This window comes from Streptomyces sp. NPDC006368, from assembly GCF_040612535.1.
Taxonomy (GTDB): Bacteria; Actinomycetota; Actinomycetes; order Streptomycetales; family Streptomycetaceae; genus Streptomyces.
The window spans coordinates 65,424-81,623 of record NZ_JBEXQK010000006.1 but is presented as its reverse complement, the minus strand read 5'-3'; the positions used below and the strand labels follow the sequence as shown (position 1 = coordinate 81,623).

Below are 16,200 nucleotides of genomic sequence, written 5' to 3'. Positions count from 1 at the left end.
TGGCGGTGGAGGTGTCACGCTCTTCCCGTCGTACGGCCGTCCTCCCGAGCCGTCCACCCCCGTGAATCGATTCATGACAGCAGGGCGCACCACCTCCTACCATGAGGCCTCCGGTCCGGCGGGCGGAGCGGGTGACGCGGGGGCCGAAAGGGGTGCGTGGCATGACGCGCATGGTGGGCATCAAGGACGTGGCGCAGCGGGCGGGCGTCTCCGTCGGCACCGTCTCGAACGTCATCAACCGCCCCGGAACGGTCGCGGAAGCCACCCGCGAGCGCGTCCAGGCGGCCATCGAGGAGCTCGGATACGTACGCAGCGAGTCGGCCCGCCAGCTGCGCGCCGGCCAGAGCCGGATCATCGCGCTGCTCGTCCTCGACATGGCCAACCCCTTCTTCGTGGACCTCGCCACCGGCGCCGAACGCGCCGCCCGGGAGGCCGGCCTGGGGGTGATGCTCTGCAACAGCGCCCAGGACCCGGCCGAGGAGGCCGAGTACCTCGGACTCTTCGCCGAGCAGCGGGTGCGCGGCGTGCTGGTGACGCCCGCCGACGCCGAGGGGCGCACGCTCAAGGCGTTCGCACGCCACGGCATCCCGTACGTCTTCGTCGACCGCACGGCGGCGGCCGGCGACGCCTGCTCGGTCTCCGTCGACGACGTCGAGGGGGGTGCGCTGGCCGCCCGCCACCTGCTGGAAGGCGGCCACCGGTCGCTCGTGTTCGTCGGCGGGCCGATGCACCTGCCGCAGTGCCAGGACCGGTTCACCGGCGCCCTGGGCGCGCTCACCGAGGCCGGGCTGCCCGCCGGGGCCCTGTCGCGCGTGGAGACCGAGCGGCTCGACGTCGCGTCGGGGCGGGACGCGGGCGCCAGGCTGTTGGGCATGTCGCCGCGGCCGACGGCGGTCTTCTGCGCCAATGACCTGCTGGCGCTCGGGGTCCTGCAGACGCTGTTCGCCGCCGGGGTGTCCGTGCCCGGTGACATCGCGCTCGTCGGGTACGACGACATCGAGTTCGCGGCCGCCGCCGCGGTGCCCCTGACCTCGGTGCGTCAGCCCGCCCGGCGCATGGGACGGATGGCCGCCGAGCTGCTGATCGAGGAGACCGGTGAGGGCGCCGGCGGGCATGAGCACCAGCGGATCGTGCTCCAGCCGGAGCTCGTGGTCCGCGCCTCCAGCATGGCGTCCCGGCGCCGCTGACCGCACCCGCGAGGTTCGCCGGATCTCGTCCGAACCGTTGACGTACCCGGCGGGGGTCCTTACGTTGTCCCGGCAAGCGCTTGCCTAAAACGATTCAAAGCGCGGCTGGAGGACGAACTGTGCGTACGAATGGGACTGTTGACCGGCGCGGCCTGCTGAAGATGGCGGGCGGCTCCCTGGCCGCCCTCGGCCTGACCGCGGCCGGCTGTGGCGGCACCGGGAGCGGCTCCGGCGGGGACGGGACCGTCACGATCCGGTACGCCTGGTGGGGCTCCGACGACCGTGCCAGGCGGATCAACCGGACGATAGCCCTCTTCGAGAAGAAGTACCCGAAGATCAAGGTCAAGACCGACTTCCAGCCCTACCTCGACTTCTGGAAGAAGTTCAACACCCAGGCCTCCGGGGGCAACCCGCCGGACGTCTTCCAGAACGCCATCGGCTTCCTGCGCAAGTACGACCGGAAGAACGTCCTCCTGGACCTGCGGGAGCAGGTGGAGGCCGGCCACCTCGGGCTGGACGGCTTCCGCGCCGGACTGGAACGGTTCGGCGAGGTCGACGGCAAACTGCTCGGCGTCCCGGTCGGCTCCAACTCCATGGCCCTGGTCATCGACAAGCCCGTCTTCCGGAAGGCCGGCGTCGCCCCCGCCCCCGGCTGGACCTGGGACGACTTCCACGCCGCCTGCGCCAGGATCCGTGACACCCAGGGCCGCGCCGGCGACAGCGGCCACTACGGCGTCATGTACCTGTACGACCTCTACCTGCGCCAGCACGGCAAGGCCTTCTTCACCGCCGACGGCCTCGGCTTCACCGAGGCCGACCTCACCGACTGGTGGACCAAGGCGTACGCCGGTGTGAAGTCCGGCCTCTACTCCGACCCGAAGAAGGTCGCCCAGATCAAGCCCAAGTCGGCCGTGGCCGCCGAGGTCGCCGCCTCCGAGTTCACCTGGGACAACTTCACCATCCGCTACACCTCCGAGGGCAAGAGCCAGTACGGCCTCGCCCCCATCCCCACCACGGACGGGAAGAAGACGGGTCAGTACCTCGGCTCCCTGATGCTCAGCGCGTCCCGGCGCACCAAGCACCCCGAAGAAGTCGCCCAGTTCATCAACTTCATGGTCCACGAGCCCGAGGTGGCCCGGATCATGGGCTACGACCGCGGCGTCCCGGCGACCACCGCGCAGTACGAGGCGTTCCGGCCCACGGACGAGGTCAACAAGCAGATCGCCGCGTACGAGAAGCAGCTCATCGACAGCGGTGCCCTGGAAACCATCACCCCCCATCCGGCCGGCGCCGACATCGCCGAGGCGGCCTTCCTGCGCGTCGCCGAGGACATGGCCCTCGGCAAGCGGTCCGTCGCCGAAGCCGTCGATCAGTTCTTCACCGAGTCGAAGACGGCCCTCGGCTCCTGATGGGAACCACCGTGACACACCCCCAGACCGCAGCTCCGCACCCGGCGGACCAGGCTCCCGGGCCGCGCCACGGCCCCGCCCCGCACGGCGGCGGAGGAGCCGCCCACCGCCCCGCCGCCCGGCGCCGCGCCCGGCGCGAGAACCTCGCCGGCTACCTCTTCCTGTCCCCCTGGATCGCCGGATTCCTGCTGCTCACGGCCGGACCGATGGTCGCCTCGCTCTACTTCGCCTTCACCGACTACAACCTCTTCGACACCCCGCAGTGGGTGGGCCTGAAGAACTTCACCGACATGTTCGCCGACCCGCGCTGGCGCCACTCCGTCGACGTGACGCTCTGGTACGTGATCGTCGGCACCCCGCTGAAGCTCGCCGCCGCCCTCGGCGTGGCTCTGCTGCTCAACCAGAAACGGCGCGGCCAGGCCTTCTACCGGGCCGCCTTCTACGCACCCTCCCTGATCGGCGCGAGCGTCTCCATCGCCATCGTCTGGAAGGCGATCTTCTCGGACGACGCCATCGTCGACCGGACGCAGCGGGCCCTGTTCGGCGTGGACGTCGGCGGCTGGACCGGCGACCCGGACTGGATCATCTACAGCCTGGTGGCGCTCACCGTCTGGCAGTTCGGCGCGCCCATGGTCATCTTCCTGGCCGGCCTGAAGCAGGTGCCGCGCGAGCTGTACGAGGCGGCCGAGGTCGACGGCGCGGGCCCCTGGCGCCGGTTCTGGAACATCACCCTCCCCATGATCTCGCCCGTCCTGTTCTTCAACGTCCTGCTGGAGACCATCCACTCCTTCCAGATCTTCGGCTCGGCGTACATCCTCGGCGGCCAGGGCGGCACCTGCGGCCCCGCCGACGCCACGCTCGTCTACACCTGTTACCTCTACGTCCAGGGCTTCGAGAACAGCCGGATGGGCTTCGCGTCCGCCATGGCCTGGATGCTGCTGCTCGCGGTCGGTCTGGTGACGGCGGCGCTGTTCTGGTCCCAGCGGCGCTGGGTGCACTACGAGGAGGCCGCCCGATGAGCGCGCTCACCCCTGTCCGCCGGCGCGGCGCCGCGTCCCTGGCCTGGCACCTCGGCTCGCTCGCCGTCCTCGCCGTGGTGCTCTACCCCGTGGTGTGGGTGCTCGGCGGCTCGTTCAAACCGAACGACGAGATCGTCGGCAGCCTGGAGCTGTTCCCGGCCGACCCGATCACCGAGAACTACCGCCGCCTCGCCGACGGCATCGCCGACATCCCCATCACCACCTTCTTCGGCAACTCCCTCTTCCTCGCCCTCGGCTCGGTCGTCGGCGTCCTGGTGTCCTGCTCCCTGGCCGCCTACGCCTTCGCCCGGGTCCGGTTCGCGGGGCGGGGCCTCCTCTTCGGCCTCATGATCGGCACGCTCCTGCTGCCGTACCACGTCCTGCTCATCCCGCAGTACGTGATGTTCCAGAAGCTGGAGCTCATCAACACCTACACGCCCCTGCTGCTCGGCAAGTACCTCGCCACGGACGCCTTCTTCGTCTTCCTGATGATGCAGTTCATGCGCGGACTGCCGAAAGAGCTGGACGAGGCGGCCCGGCTGGACGGCTGCGGACACGCGCGCATCTACTGGTCGATCGTCCTGCCGCTGTGCCGCCCCGCCCTGATCACCAGCGCGATCTTCACCTTCATCCACGCCTGGAACGACTTCATGGGCCCGCTGATCTACCTCAACGACCCCGAGAAGTACACCGTGTCCCTCGGCCTCAAGATGTTCGTCGACCAGGACGGCGTCGCCAACTACGGCGGCATGGTCGCCATGTCGCTCGTCGCGCTCCTTCCCGTGCTGCTCTTCTTCCTCGCCTTCCAGCGGTACCTGATCGACGGCATGGCGACCTCCGGGCTGAAGGGCTGAGCCGCCGATGAGCACCCGTACCGGTACGGAACGGATGGCCCGCTTCGGCGTCTTCGCCGAGTGCCTCCTCACCGGCGTGTGGATCACCCTCGCGGCGCTCCCGCTCGTCACCGGGCCCGCCGCGGTCGCCGCCGGCGCCGCCCATATGCGCCGCCACCTGGCCCACGAGCGCGGCGGCCTGCGCGAGTTCGCCGCCGACGTACGGGCCGCCGCCCGCCACGGCGGCCTGCTCACCGGGCTGGCCGGCTGGGCGGTGCTCACCCTGGTGTGGGCCGACCTCGCGGTCGTACGAGCCGGGGGCCTCCCCGGCGGGCCCCTGGTCGGCGCCGTCGGCGTACTGGCCCTGCTCGGCCTGACCGTCGCCGGACTGCGGGCGGCCACGGCATGGCGGCCGGGCAGCTCCTGGCGCTCCCTGCTCAAAACGGCCACCCGCCGCACGGCGGCGGACCCGGCCGGTTCGCTCGTGCTCGTGTGCGGCTTCGGCGTGATCACGGCGTCGGCGTGGCTCGCCCCGCCCCTGGCGGCCCCCGCGCTCGGGATGCTCACGGCGGCGGCGCTGGCGGTCGACCGGCGACACGCCCGGCGCCGAGACGTCATCTGATCCGCGTACCGGGGCCGCCTCGGCCCCCTCGTCCCGGTGCCCCGCGGCGCCGCCCCGCAGCGCCTGTCGGCGAACCGAGCCCTCGAACACAGCAGAAAGGTCCTCATGTCTCCGCTTCCTCGTAGATCCCTTCTCAAGGCCGCCGCGGCTGCCGGGGCCGCCGCCCAGTTCAGCCGCGCGATGGGCGGTGGCACCGCGCGGGCCGCCGGGCCGGCCGCGCCCGCCCGGTCGCCGGTGGCCGACGGGCCGGTGACGGTCCGGTGGCTGGAGTCCGGCGGGCTGGGAGCCGCGCCGGGTTCGACGTTCGGTGTGCCGTGGCCCAGGGGCGCCCATCCGCGGGACACGTCCTTCGCCCTGGCGACCGCCGACGGCGAGGAGGTCCCCGTGCAGACCTGGGTCACGGCGCGCTGGCCCGATGGTTCGCTGAAGTGGACCGCTCACGCGGTGGGCCCGGCGGCGGCCGGCGCTGAGGCGTTCACGCTGGCCGCCGGGGCGCCGGCGACCGCCGCGCAGCGGGTCACGGTCACCGCGACCGGCCGCAGGATCACCGTGGACACGGGCACCGTCAGGGTCGTGGTGTCCAAGGACGGCGAGAAGCTGGTCGAGTCCGTGACCCGGGACGGGACGAGGATCGCCTCCGACGGCCGGCTCGTCCTGCTGCGCCAGAGCGATGTGGACGACGGTGACCGGGGCAACGCCACATGGGAGCGGTTCGACGGCACGATCAGCGGCGCCACCGTGGAACAGCGGGGCCCCATCCGCGCGGTGGTGCGCATCGACGGCAAACACCGCAAGGGGAGCCGCAGTTGGCTGCCGTTCTGTGTCCGGCTCTACTTCTACGCGGGTGCCGAGTCGTTCCGTATGGTCCACACGATCACCTACGACGGCGATCAGAACAAGGACTTCATCCGGGGCCTGGGCGTCCGTTTCACCGTGCCGATGCGCGATGCCGCGTACGACCGTCACATCCGCGTCGCGGGGGAGGGCAAGGGCTTCCTCACGGAGGCGGTCCAGGGCATCACGGGTCTGCGCCGCGATCCGGGCGCCGCGGTGCGTGCCGCCCAGGTCAAGGGCGAGAGGCTGCCCGACCCGTCGACCTGGGACCAGCGCGTCACGTCCCGTCTGCGGTACGTCCCCACCTGGGGCGACTACACCCTCTCCCAGCTGTCCGCGGACGGGTTCACCCTGCGCAAGCGCACCAAGCCGGGCCATGGCTGGATCCCGGCGGGCGGCGGCGGCCGGGCGAGCGGTTTCGGATACGTCGGCGGGGTCAGCGGCGGGCTGTCCTTCGGGCTGCGGGACTTCTGGGAGAAACACCCCGCCCAGCTCGACATCCGTGGCGCGGCCGGTGACGAGGCCGAGGTCACCCTGTGGCTGTGGTCGCCGGAGGCGCAACCGATGGATCTGCGCTTCTACCACGACGGCATGGGCCAGGACACGTACCCCGAGCAGCTGGAGGGCCTCAACATCACGTACGAGGACCACGAGCCGGGCTTCGGCACCCCGTACGGCATTGCCCGCACCAGCGAGCTGATGTTCTGGGCCAACGCCGCGACGCCGGACGCCGCCACGCTCGTCGCCCAGGCCGCCGCCGTCCGTACCCCGCCGCAGCTCGCCGCGTCCCCGCGGGATCTCACCAGGGCGGGGGTGTTCGGCGGCCTGTTCGCGCCCGTCGACCGGTCCACCCCCGCCAAGGCGAGGATCGAGGACCAGCTGGACTTCCTCTTCACGTACTACAAGGACCAGGTCGAGCAGCGCCGCTGGTACGGCTTCTGGGATTACGGCGACATCATGCACACCTATGACGAGGACCGGCACCAGTGGCGCTACGACGTCGGCGGTTACGCGTGGGACAACTCCGAGCTCTCACCCGACCTGTGGCTCTGGTACGCGTATCTGCGCTCCGGCCGCGCGGACGTCTTCCGCTTCGCCGAGGCGATGACCCGCCACACCGGTGAGGTCGACGTCTACCACCTGGGCACGTGGGCCGGTCTCGGCACCCGGCACGGCGTCCAGCACTTCGCCGACAGCGCCAAGCAGCAGCGGATCTCCACCGCCGTCTACCGCCGGCCCTACTACTTCCTCACCGCCGACGAGCGGGTCGGCGACCTGATGCGCGACCTCGTCGACTCCGACGAGACGTTCCTCGTGCTCGACCCCATCCGCAAGATCCGCACCGAGCCGTACGAGCCGGACCGCCACGCCCTGTCCATCGGCTTCGGCACCGACTGGAGCGGCCTGGCGGCGGCGTGGCTCACCGAGTGGGAGCGCGGGGGGCCGAAGGCGGCGAAGGCGGAGGCACGGCTGCGCTCCACCATGGAGACGATCGCCGCCCAGCCGAACGGGTTCGTCCAGGGCACCGGGTTGTACGACCTCGACACCGGCAGGTTCGCGGTGGCGGACAAGCCGGTCGTGGGCGTGTCCCACCTGTCCGCCATGTTCGGGCTGGTGGAGATGTGCGCCGAGCTCATCGACCTGATCGACATGCCGAAGTTCAAGGAGGCGTGGCTGGACTACTGCCGTTACTTCAACGCCACCAAGGCGGAGCAGGCGGCGCGGTACGGATCGAACTTCGGCAACCTGCTGCTGTTCCAGGGGCATTCACGGCAGGACGCCTACGCGGCGGCGCAGCTGAAGGACGACGGGCTGGCGGCGCGCGCCTGGCGGAAGTTCTACGCGAGCGACGGCTACACCACCGCGATGAAGTGGGAGAGGACCCGGTTGGAAGGCCCGGCCGTGCTCGAACCGGGTGACGAGCACCTGGCCATCAGCACCAACACCACGGCGCTGTTCGGCCTCGCGGCCATCCAGAACCTGGCCCTGGTGGGCGACAAGATGCCGGGCTGAGCGCAGTGTCGTCGGGCGCCGGGGTTCGTTGCACATATCCGTAGGAACCTTTCTCTTCCTCTCACCCCGTGCAAGGAGACAGATATGAGCATGCGCCCCGGTATCCGGCTGATCACCGTCTGCGCCGGCATCGCGGGTGCGGGCATCGCGGCGGTCGCCCCGGCCGCCGCCGATGCCCCGCCCGCCTCGGTCGGCACCCCTGTCATGACCGACCTCAACAGCACGGGACTGCTCGCCTCCGGCCCGCAGTCGCAGGGCCGGCCCGGCCAGGCTTCGCCCCTGCCGGTGGGCGGCGGCCTCCTCGGCGGGGTCCCCGCCGGCCTCCCGCTGGGCGGCTGACCGGCGGGACCGCGCAGTCCGGCGACGTGAGCCGTCCACTCGGTCCGGTGACGTGAGCCGTCCGCTCGGGCCGTCCGCGCGGGCCGTCCGCACAGCCCTTGCCCAGGGCCGTTCACCGCACCGTGAGCACCAGCTTGCCGGCCGTGCGGCCCGTCTCGCCCAGCGCGTGGGCCCTGGCGGCGTCCGCCGGCGGGAACGTGCCCGCGATGGCCGCGCGGAGCTCGCCCGCCTCGGCGAGGGCGGCGATGGCGTTCATGCCCGCGTGGTCGGCCTCGACGAGCAGCGACTCCGCGCGGACGCCGAGCCGTTCGGCCTGCGCGTGGAGCTCGTCGCGGCCCATGGGGAGGATGGAGACCAGCAGGCCCCCCGGGCGCAGTGTGCGCAGTGAGCGGGCGCGGTAGTCGTCGGTGCCGACGGTGTCCAGGACGACGTCGATGTCGCCGGCGGCCTCGGCGAAGTCCACCTCCCGGTAGTCGATCACCTCGTCGGCGCCCAGGTCGCGCAGGAAGGCGTGCTTGTCCGAGCGGGCCGCGGGTGGCGCTCGATCCGGACGTGCTCTTCGTCGACGACGGCGACCTGCTCACCTCGGCCGGGGCGGCGTCCGGAGTCGATGTGTGCCTCCACGTCCTGCGCGGCGACCACGGCAGCGCCCTGGCCAACCGGGTCGCCCGGTTGTGTGTGGTGCCGCCCTGGCGGGACGGCGGCCAGGCCCAGTACATCGAGCGGCCGGTCCCGGGCCCGTCGACGGCCGGGACGGCCGCCACGCGCGCGTGGGCCCTCGAAAACCTCCACCTGCCGCTGACGCTGGCCGACCTCGCGGGCCACGCACGGATGAGCCGGCGCACCTTCGCCCGGCGCTTCGCCGACGAGGTGGGCATGAGCCCGGGACGCTGGGTCACCCAGCAGCGGGTCGCGCGCGCCCGGCACCTGCTCGAAACGAGCGACCTGCCGGTGGACCGGATCGCCGGCGAGGTGGGCTTCGCCACCGCCGCCTCGCAGCGCCAGCACCTCCACGCCGCGATCGGCGTCTCACCGCTCGCGTACCGCCGCACCTTCCGGCCGGCCGGCGCCGCCCGCTAGTGCCCGCCCGTCCGCGCCGGCGCCGTGGTCACCGTGACCGTCACCGGTGAGAACGCGACGCGCGTGAGGGCGCCGTCGTCCGCCCACCGCACCTCCACCGCGTCGTCGTCCGCGTGCTCCACGGACGCCACCTCGGCGAGCGGGGAGGGAGCCCTCGTGCCCGTCAGCGAGGCGAGGGCGACCAGCAGCACCGTACCCCGCTCACAGGGAGCGGTGCTCAGCCGGGGCAGCGTCGCCCAGCGCGTGAACGCCGTGCCGTGCGGGGCGCGCGCCTCCTCGGCGTACGCCCAGCCCCGCAGCCCGTGCAGGTGCGAGGCCGTCGGCTCGTCGGGGCCCGTGGCCCAGCCGGAGAGCCGTACGCGCGCGCCGTGCGGCAGGCCCGTCACCCGGTGCACCCGCAGCTCGTACCGGCCGCGTACGACCGTGACGTGTTCGACCCGCAGGCCCGGCACCATCGGCGGGCCGGAGGGGAACACCGGCCGGTGCCAGGAGGCCGCCCACCCCCAGCCGTCGCCGTGGCCCGCGCCCAGCGGGTGGACGCGGCAGCGCACCGAGGGCACGCCGTCGACCTCGACCGACAGGTGGTTGTCGGGCGTGTTCGCGGCGGAGGTCGGCCCCGTCCGGGTGGAGTAGGCGAGCCGACCGTACAGCACGTCGTGGTGGCCGGCCGTTTCGCCCTCGAACGGGCGGAGGTGATCGCTGCCGTGGTTGTGCAGCCGGGCGATCCCGTCCGCGCCGGTCGTCTGGATCAGCAGTCCGGGCGCCGGCAGCGCCAGCACCCGGTCGGCGCCGCTCTCGGCGGGCGCCGCCTCCTCACGTACCGTCCACAGCGGGTGGTCCGTCGGGGCGAGCAGCGCCACGAACGCCTTGGACGCCCAGTACGGCGACGCCGGGCCCGAGTACGGCTGGAGCGTCGGCTCGTGCGGACCGTGCCAGCCGAGCGTCAGCAGACCGTCGCGCGCGTCCACCGCTCCCCGGTCCAGGAAGTACCGCAGACAGCCGCTCAGCAGTCGCCGTGACGCGCCGGGCGTGAGCGGCGTGTGCCCGGTCAGCGCGCCCGCGCCGACCGCCGCGCCCGCCGCGAACCGGTACGACAGCGACCGCCCGAAGTGGACCGGCGCCCCGTCGCCGCCGAACAGCAGGGAAAAACCCTCCAGATGCTCCCGCAGCCGAGGCCCGTACACATCCAGCAGTGGCTTGTCGCCCGCGAGATGGGCGTGCAGCACCGGATACAGGTGCAGCGCCCAGCCGTTGTAGTGGTCGAAGCCCCGGCCGTCGCCGTCCGCGTACCAGCCGTCACCCCGGTACCACGTCTCCAGCAGCCCGAGGCCCCGCTCGATCGCCCGCGCCGTCTCCGTGTCGCCGCGCCCCACCGACTCCAGGAACCCGGCGACGGTGAAGGGGAACAGGTACCAGTTGTTCGGCGCGGGCGTGTGCCGCAGCGCGCCGCGCAGCCACTCCTCCGCCCGGTCCCGTACGTCGTCGTCGAGCCGGTCCCACAGCCAGGGACGGGTCAGCCGCAGCCCCAGCGCCACGGACGCGGACTCCACCATCGGCTGGCCGCCCACGTGGTGATGGCGGATCAGCGGCCATGACTCGGTGTCCTCGCGCCCGGGTGCGCGCGTCCCGGCGGCCAGCCCGTCCGCATACCGGCCGAGCAGCCCGTACGGATCCTCCCCGGCCGCGCCCGCGACGCGCAACGCCGCCGCCAGGAACGTACGCGCGTACCCCTCCAGGCCGTCGGAGCGGACCCCGGACAGGGACGGCCGCCCCGGCAGGTGCAACAGCGCGCCGCCCGGGGTGGCCCAGCGCCAGGCCGCCCGGACCAGACCGTCCGCCGCAGCCTCCCAGTGGGCCCGGGTGAAGCCGGTGTACGGGCTGAGCGACCGGTCCTCGGGCGGGAGTCGCAGGTGTTCGCTCATGCCGGGTGCGCCAGCCTCTCTCCACGGTGGGAAACCCCCGTCATGCTGATCGCTCGGCGCCGGCTCGGTCAATGCGCCGATCCGCTGGCGGCCGAAACGATCAAACGCTCAGGGGCGGCCGGGTGCCGTGGTGCGGATCAATTCAGTTGTGCGGCGATGTCGGCGATCACGTCCGGCCCCACCCGGCAGCAGCCCCCGACCAGACGCGCACCGGCCTTACGCCACGCGGTCACCCGCGCCGCCGAGAACGCCCCCGGGGACCCCGCGCGCCACGCCCGCGCCCCCGCGTCCCACTCCTCACCGCTGTTCGGGTAGACCACGACCGGCTTGCCGGTGATCCGGGCCGCGAGCGCGACCGCGCGGTCGGCGTCCTCGGGGGCGCAGCAGTTCACGCCCACGGCGACGATCTCATCGGCGTCGGCCGCCACTGCGAACGCCTCGTCCAGCGGCTGACCGGCCCGCGTCCGGTCCCCGGTCACGGTGTACGACAGCCAGGCCGGTACGCCGAGCCCGCGCACCGCCCGGGCCAGGGCCCGCCCCTCGTCCGCGTCCGGCACGGTCTCCAGCGCCAGGACGTCGGGCCGGGCGGCGGCCAGCACCTCCAGCCGTGGCCGGTGGAACCGCTCCAACTCGGCGACGCCCAGCCCGTACCGGCCCCGGTACTCCGACCCGTCGGCCAGCATCGCGCCGTACGGGCCGGCCGACGCGGCGACCCACAGCGTCCGGCCGGGGCTCCTGGCCTCGGCCCGCCGGGCGGCCTCCCGGGCAAGCTCCACGCTCAGCGCGAGCAGGTACGCGGCCCGGTCGTGGTCGATGCCCCGCCGGGCGAAGCCCTCGAACGTCGCCTGGTAACCGGAGGTGATGGCGACGCCGGCGCCCGCCTCGTAGTACGCGAGGTGCGCCTCGATGATCGCCTCGGGCCGGTCGGCGAGCAGCCGCGCCGACCACAGGGCGTCGCGCAGGTCGTGCCCGGCTGCCTCCAACTGGTTGGACAGCCCGCCGTCGAGAACGAGGGGGGAGCCGGCGGCGAGGGCGTCGAGGAACGTGGGCGCGGCGCTGTGCATGCGCCGAAGGTAGCGGAACCCTCCGATCGGCGCGTGCGTGACCGTACCGGCTCCGACGGACCGCCGGCGGGGCGGCGGAAGGCCGTCGAAGGGGCCGAGGCGGCCAGGGCTTCGACCCCGGGCGCTTCAGCCGTTCGGGAAGGGCGTCACCGTGCCGCGTCACGGCGGGCGTCGTGCCCGGATCCCCGTCCTTCCCGACCCGTTGACCTCTTCCCCGCGCACCCTTACCGTTTCGCTGTTCGGTATTGCAGATGACGTTCGACATGTCGAACCGAGCTCCGAAGGGGCCACCGCATGAGCCGCAGTGAGCAACCCCCCAGCCGCAGAGTCCTCCTGAAGGGCGCCCTCGCCGCCGGCGCCCTGACCGCCGCACCCGCCGTCGGGCCCGCGGGCGCCACGGCCTCCGCCGCACCGGCCGCGTACGGCAACCCGCTCGTCCGCAACCGCGCCGACCCGCACATCCACCGCCACACCGACGGGCACTACTACTTCACCGCCACCGCGCCCGAGTACGACCGGATCATCCTGCGTCGCTCCCGCACCCTGCGGGGGATCTCCACGGCGGAGGAATCGGTGATCTGGAAGAAGCGCTCAAGCGGCGACATGGGCGCCCACATCTGGGCACCTGAGATCCACCACATCGACGGCCGCTGGTACATCTACTTCGCCGCCGCTCCCGCGAACGACGTGTGGAAGATCCGCATGTGGGTGCTGGAGAACCCCAGCCGCGACCCCTTCAAAGGCACCTGGACCGAGAAGGGCCGGATCACCACCGCCTGGGACACCTTCTCCCTCGACGCCACCACCTTCACCCACCGCGGCAGCCGCTACCTCGCCTGGGCGCAGCACGAGCCCGGCATCGACCACAACACCGGCATATTCCTGTCCCGGATGGCCAACCCGTGGACGCTCACCGGCCCCCAGATACGGCTCACCACACCGGAGTACGACTGGGAGTGCGTCGGCTTCAAGGTGAACGAGGGCGCCTCCTTCATCGAGCGCGACGGCCGCGTCTTCATGACGTACTCCGCCAGCGCCACCGACAGCAACTACTGCATGGGCCTGCTCACCGCCGCCTCCGACAGCGACCTGATGGACCCCACGTCCTGGACCAAGTCGCCGAAGCCGGTCTTCACCAGCGACGCCACCACCGGGCAGTACGGCCCCGGCCACAACTCCTTCACCGTCGCCGAGGACGGCCGCACCGACGTCCTCGTCTACCACGCCCGCCCGTACAAGGACATCACGGGCGACCCGCTGCACGACCCCAACCGCCACACCCGCGTCCAGCGGCTCGGCTGGAAGGCCGACGGCACCCCCGACTTCGGCATCCCGGTCGCCGACCGGCCCCGGCGCCCCGCGACGAAGGCCGCCCGCTACACGATGACCGCCTTCACCAACACCAGCGAGTCGAACCTGTACGTGTACGAGTCGACCGACGCCACCACGTACACCCTCCTCAAGGGACCCGCCTACACCCCGCCCTCCGGCCTCATCCGCGATCCGAGCCTGATCCGGCACACCGACGGCCACTACTGGATCGTGTACACCACCGGCTGGACCGGCGACACCATCGGGTTCGCGCGCAGCAAGGACCGCCTGAACTGGCAGTTCGTCGCCGACCACACCCTGCCGACCGCCCCGCTCGCCCGCACCTGGGCGCCCGAGTGGTTCGTCGACGAGGACGGCTCCACCCATGTCATCGTCTCGCTCGACACCACCGGCACGTACACCTTCCGGCCCCACCTGCTCACCGCCACCGACCGCACGCTGCGCTCCTGGACCACGCCCCGGCCCCTCGCGGGCCTCGACCGGTCCAACCACATCGACACCTTCGTCGTACGGCACGGCGGCACCTACCACGCCCTCACCAAGCAGGAGACGACCAAGTACCTGGAGCACGCCGTCGCCGACCGTCTCACCGGCCCCTACACCCTCGTCGGCACCGGTGACTGGGCGGGCTGGGGCAGTTGGCGCGAAGGGCCCGCGCTCGTGCGCCTCCCGAACGGCGGCTGGCGCGTGTACTTCGACGGCTACGCCGAGCAGAAGTACTACTACAGCGACAGCCTGGACGGACTGCGCACCTGGACCCCGATCCGCCAACTGCCCGGACTCACCGGCTTCGCCCGCCACTTCACGGTGCTGAGGGAGGACGCGTGAGGTTACGTGGGGGGATCACCGCGACCGCGAACAGGAGCCCGCGCATGAACCGCCCGAGACGTTCCACCCTGCTCGTCACCACCGCGCTCACCGCCGTCATGGCCCTGCCCGCGCTGCCCGCGCTGCCCGCGCCGCCCGCCCACGCGGCGACGCCGTACGGCCAGGGACTGGAACACTGCGCCGGCACCGCGCCCGTCGTCTGCGACATCGACGTCCCGCCCGGTACCTACCACGTCACCGTCACCCTCGGCGGTGAGAGCGCCGCCGTCACCTCCGTCACCGCCGAGACGCGCCGCGCGCTGCTCGCCGACACCGCGACCGCGCCCGGCGAGCGGGTGCACCGCTCCTTCACCGTGGACGTACGCACCCCCGAGGGCGAGCCCACCGGCCCCGACGGGACACCCGGCCTCCAGCTCACCTTCGACGGGCCCGCCCCCGCGCCGGCCGCCCTGCGGGTCACACCCGCCCCACGCGCCCGGCAGATCGTGCTCATCGGCGACTCCACGGTGTGCGACCAGCCGGGGGAGCCGTACGCCGGATGGGGGCAGCGGCTCCCCGCCCTGATCGGGCGCGGCACGTCCGTCGCCAACCACGCCGACTCCGGCGAGAGCACCGTCACCTTCCTCACCGACCCGGCCCTGTTCCCGACCGTCCGTCAGCGCATCCGCCGGGGCGACCTGGTGCTCATCCAACTGGCCCACAACGACAAGCGGACCGACGCCACGACCTACCGCGCCAACCTCACGGCGCTCGTCGACGGCGTACGCGCCGAGGGCGGCCGGCCCGTCCTCGTCACGCCCATCGTCCGCCGCTGGTTCAACCCCGACGGCACCCTCGACAACGGCACCGCCCTGCTCGTCAACGGCCTCGGCGTGGACCATCCGGCGGAGATCCGCACCCTGGCGACGGCCCTTCGCACCCCGCTGGTCGACCTGACCGCGCTCACCAGGGCGCGGGTCGAGGAGCTCGGCGTGGAGGCGTCGAAAGCCCTGTACCTGACGAACGAGAAGCGCGACAACACCCACACCTCGGTGCGCGGCGCGACCGAGTACGCCGGGCTCGTCGCCGGCGCACTGAGGGGCCAGGGGCTGATCGGCCGATCGACGCACGGCTGACGCCGGACCTGCCGGCTGCGACACCCCGGCAGGCCCGCCGTTCAGGCGCCGGCGCGGCACGCGCGCAGGGCCTCCAGCGCGGGCCACGCGGAGTCGCGGGGGAACGGGCGGGGCGCGGCGGGCCTGCCGGGGGCGAGCAGCGCGTAGTGGCGCGGCAGGAAGGAGGGCCCACCCCACGGCTCCACGGTGTGCGCCCGGGCCAGTACCTCGCCGCAGCGCCCGCAGCCGATCCACGGGATCAGGACCTCGCCCGGTTCGGGGGAGGGGAGCGGCCGGGCATCCGGGTGCTCGATGAGCCGGAGCGGGGTTCCGCCTGGGCCCGGCCTCGTCGCGGCGCACCGCAGGAGCCGGGGCGTGAGCACCTCGCCCATGCCCCACTCCCGCGCCGTCACCGCGATCTCGGCGACGGTCGTCTCGCTGAGCACCACCTGGTGCGCCTGGAGGCCGGACACGAGCACGTCGAGCCCGGCCTCCTGTTCCCCCATGGCCCAGCAGTCCCGGACCGTGGTGGCCTCGGGCTCGGGCAGCAGGGCGGCGAACCTGTACCAGTGAGTAACTTCATCGTTCACCCGCAGAGGCTACCGGGGCGGCGGCAAGGGGAGC

General features: G+C 72.7%; 12 protein-coding genes and 2 pseudogenes. 10 read left to right on the top strand and 4 right to left on the bottom strand.

Annotation, left to right across the window (positions count from 1 at the left end; translation table 11 throughout):
- Positions 1-161: 161 nt before the first annotated feature.
- The 7 genes from ABZZ38_RS07485 to ABZZ38_RS07455 all read left to right on the top strand — a co-directional run bounded on the left by ABZZ38_RS07485 (position 162) and on the right by ABZZ38_RS07455 (position 8,256).
- Complete coding sequence (locus ABZZ38_RS07485; protein ID WP_356736721.1) at positions 162-1,187, top strand: LacI family DNA-binding transcriptional regulator; 1,026 nt, start codon at positions 162-164, stop codon at positions 1,185-1,187.
- 119 nt (positions 1,188-1,306) lie between these two features.
- A complete protein-coding gene (locus tag ABZZ38_RS07480; protein WP_356736719.1) occupies positions 1,307-2,596 on the top strand; it encodes an extracellular solute-binding protein in 1,290 nt (429 codons plus the stop codon).
- On the top strand, positions 2,596-3,615 hold the full coding sequence (locus tag ABZZ38_RS07475) for a sugar ABC transporter permease (protein WP_356736717.1): 1,020 nt from the start codon (positions 2,596-2,598) through the stop codon (positions 3,613-3,615). Before ABZZ38_RS07480 ends, ABZZ38_RS07475 begins: the two co-directional genes overlap by 1 nt.
- Entirely contained in the window at positions 3,612-4,469 is an 858-nt protein-coding gene (locus ABZZ38_RS07470; RefSeq protein ID WP_356736715.1) for a carbohydrate ABC transporter permease, read from the top strand. The genes ABZZ38_RS07475 and ABZZ38_RS07470 overlap by 4 nt, the downstream gene beginning before the upstream one ends.
- Positions 4,470-4,476: 7 nt before the next feature.
- Positions 4,477-5,070: a hypothetical protein gene (locus ABZZ38_RS07465; RefSeq protein ID WP_356736713.1), complete on the top strand. Its 594-nt coding sequence runs from the start codon at positions 4,477-4,479 to the stop codon at positions 5,068-5,070.
- 105 nt (positions 5,071-5,175) lie between these two features.
- A complete protein-coding gene (locus ABZZ38_RS07460; RefSeq protein WP_356736711.1) occupies positions 5,176-7,917 on the top strand; it encodes a Tat pathway signal sequence domain protein in 2,742 nt (913 codons plus the stop codon).
- An 84-nt stretch (positions 7,918-8,001) separates the two neighbouring features.
- Positions 8,002-8,256 carry a hypothetical protein gene (locus tag ABZZ38_RS07455; protein WP_356736709.1) on the top strand — a complete coding sequence of 85 codons (255 nt, stop codon included), beginning with the start codon at positions 8,002-8,004 and terminating at the stop codon, positions 8,254-8,256.
- Positions 8,257-8,368: 112 nt separating this feature from the next.
- Here the strand turns inward: ABZZ38_RS07455 and ABZZ38_RS07450 are convergent.
- Positions 8,369-8,785 (bottom strand): annotated as a pseudogene (locus ABZZ38_RS07450) (zinc-binding dehydrogenase); the annotation flags it as partial.
- On the opposite strand from ABZZ38_RS07450, the pseudogene ABZZ38_RS07445 reads away from it, so the two are divergent.
- Positions 8,785-9,336, top strand: a pseudogene (locus ABZZ38_RS07445) (helix-turn-helix domain-containing protein); the annotation flags it as partial. The pseudogenes ABZZ38_RS07450 and ABZZ38_RS07445 sit on opposite strands and share 1 nt — an antisense overlap.
- On the opposite strand, the gene ABZZ38_RS07440 reads toward ABZZ38_RS07445, so the two are convergent.
- Positions 9,333-11,258: a DUF2264 domain-containing protein gene (locus tag ABZZ38_RS07440; protein ID WP_356736707.1), complete on the bottom strand. Its 1,926-nt coding sequence runs from the start codon at positions 11,256-11,258 to the stop codon at positions 9,333-9,335. The pseudogene ABZZ38_RS07445 and the gene ABZZ38_RS07440 sit on opposite strands and share 4 nt — an antisense overlap.
- Before the next feature lie 137 nt (positions 11,259-11,395).
- A complete protein-coding gene (gene mmuM, locus ABZZ38_RS07435) occupies positions 11,396-12,322 on the bottom strand; it encodes a homocysteine S-methyltransferase (protein ID WP_356736705.1) in 927 nt (308 codons plus the stop codon).
- A 294-nt stretch (positions 12,323-12,616) separates the two neighbouring features.
- Here mmuM and ABZZ38_RS07430 point away from each other — a divergent pair, with 294 nt between their 5' ends.
- Positions 12,617-14,482 (top strand): family 43 glycosylhydrolase, encoded by a 1,866-nt coding sequence (locus ABZZ38_RS07430; protein ID WP_356736703.1) that lies wholly within the window; start codon positions 12,617-12,619, stop codon positions 14,480-14,482.
- A gap of 44 nt (positions 14,483-14,526) precedes the next feature.
- Entirely contained in the window at positions 14,527-15,597 is a 1,071-nt protein-coding gene (locus ABZZ38_RS07425; RefSeq protein WP_356736701.1) for a rhamnogalacturonan acetylesterase, read from the top strand.
- A 41-nt stretch (positions 15,598-15,638) separates the two neighbouring features.
- Here ABZZ38_RS07425 and ABZZ38_RS07420 read toward each other — a convergent pair whose 3' ends face one another.
- Positions 15,639-16,166 (bottom strand): hypothetical protein, encoded by a 528-nt coding sequence (locus ABZZ38_RS07420; protein WP_356736699.1) that lies wholly within the window; start codon positions 16,164-16,166, stop codon positions 15,639-15,641.
- Between the last annotated feature and the right edge of the window lie 34 nt (positions 16,167-16,200).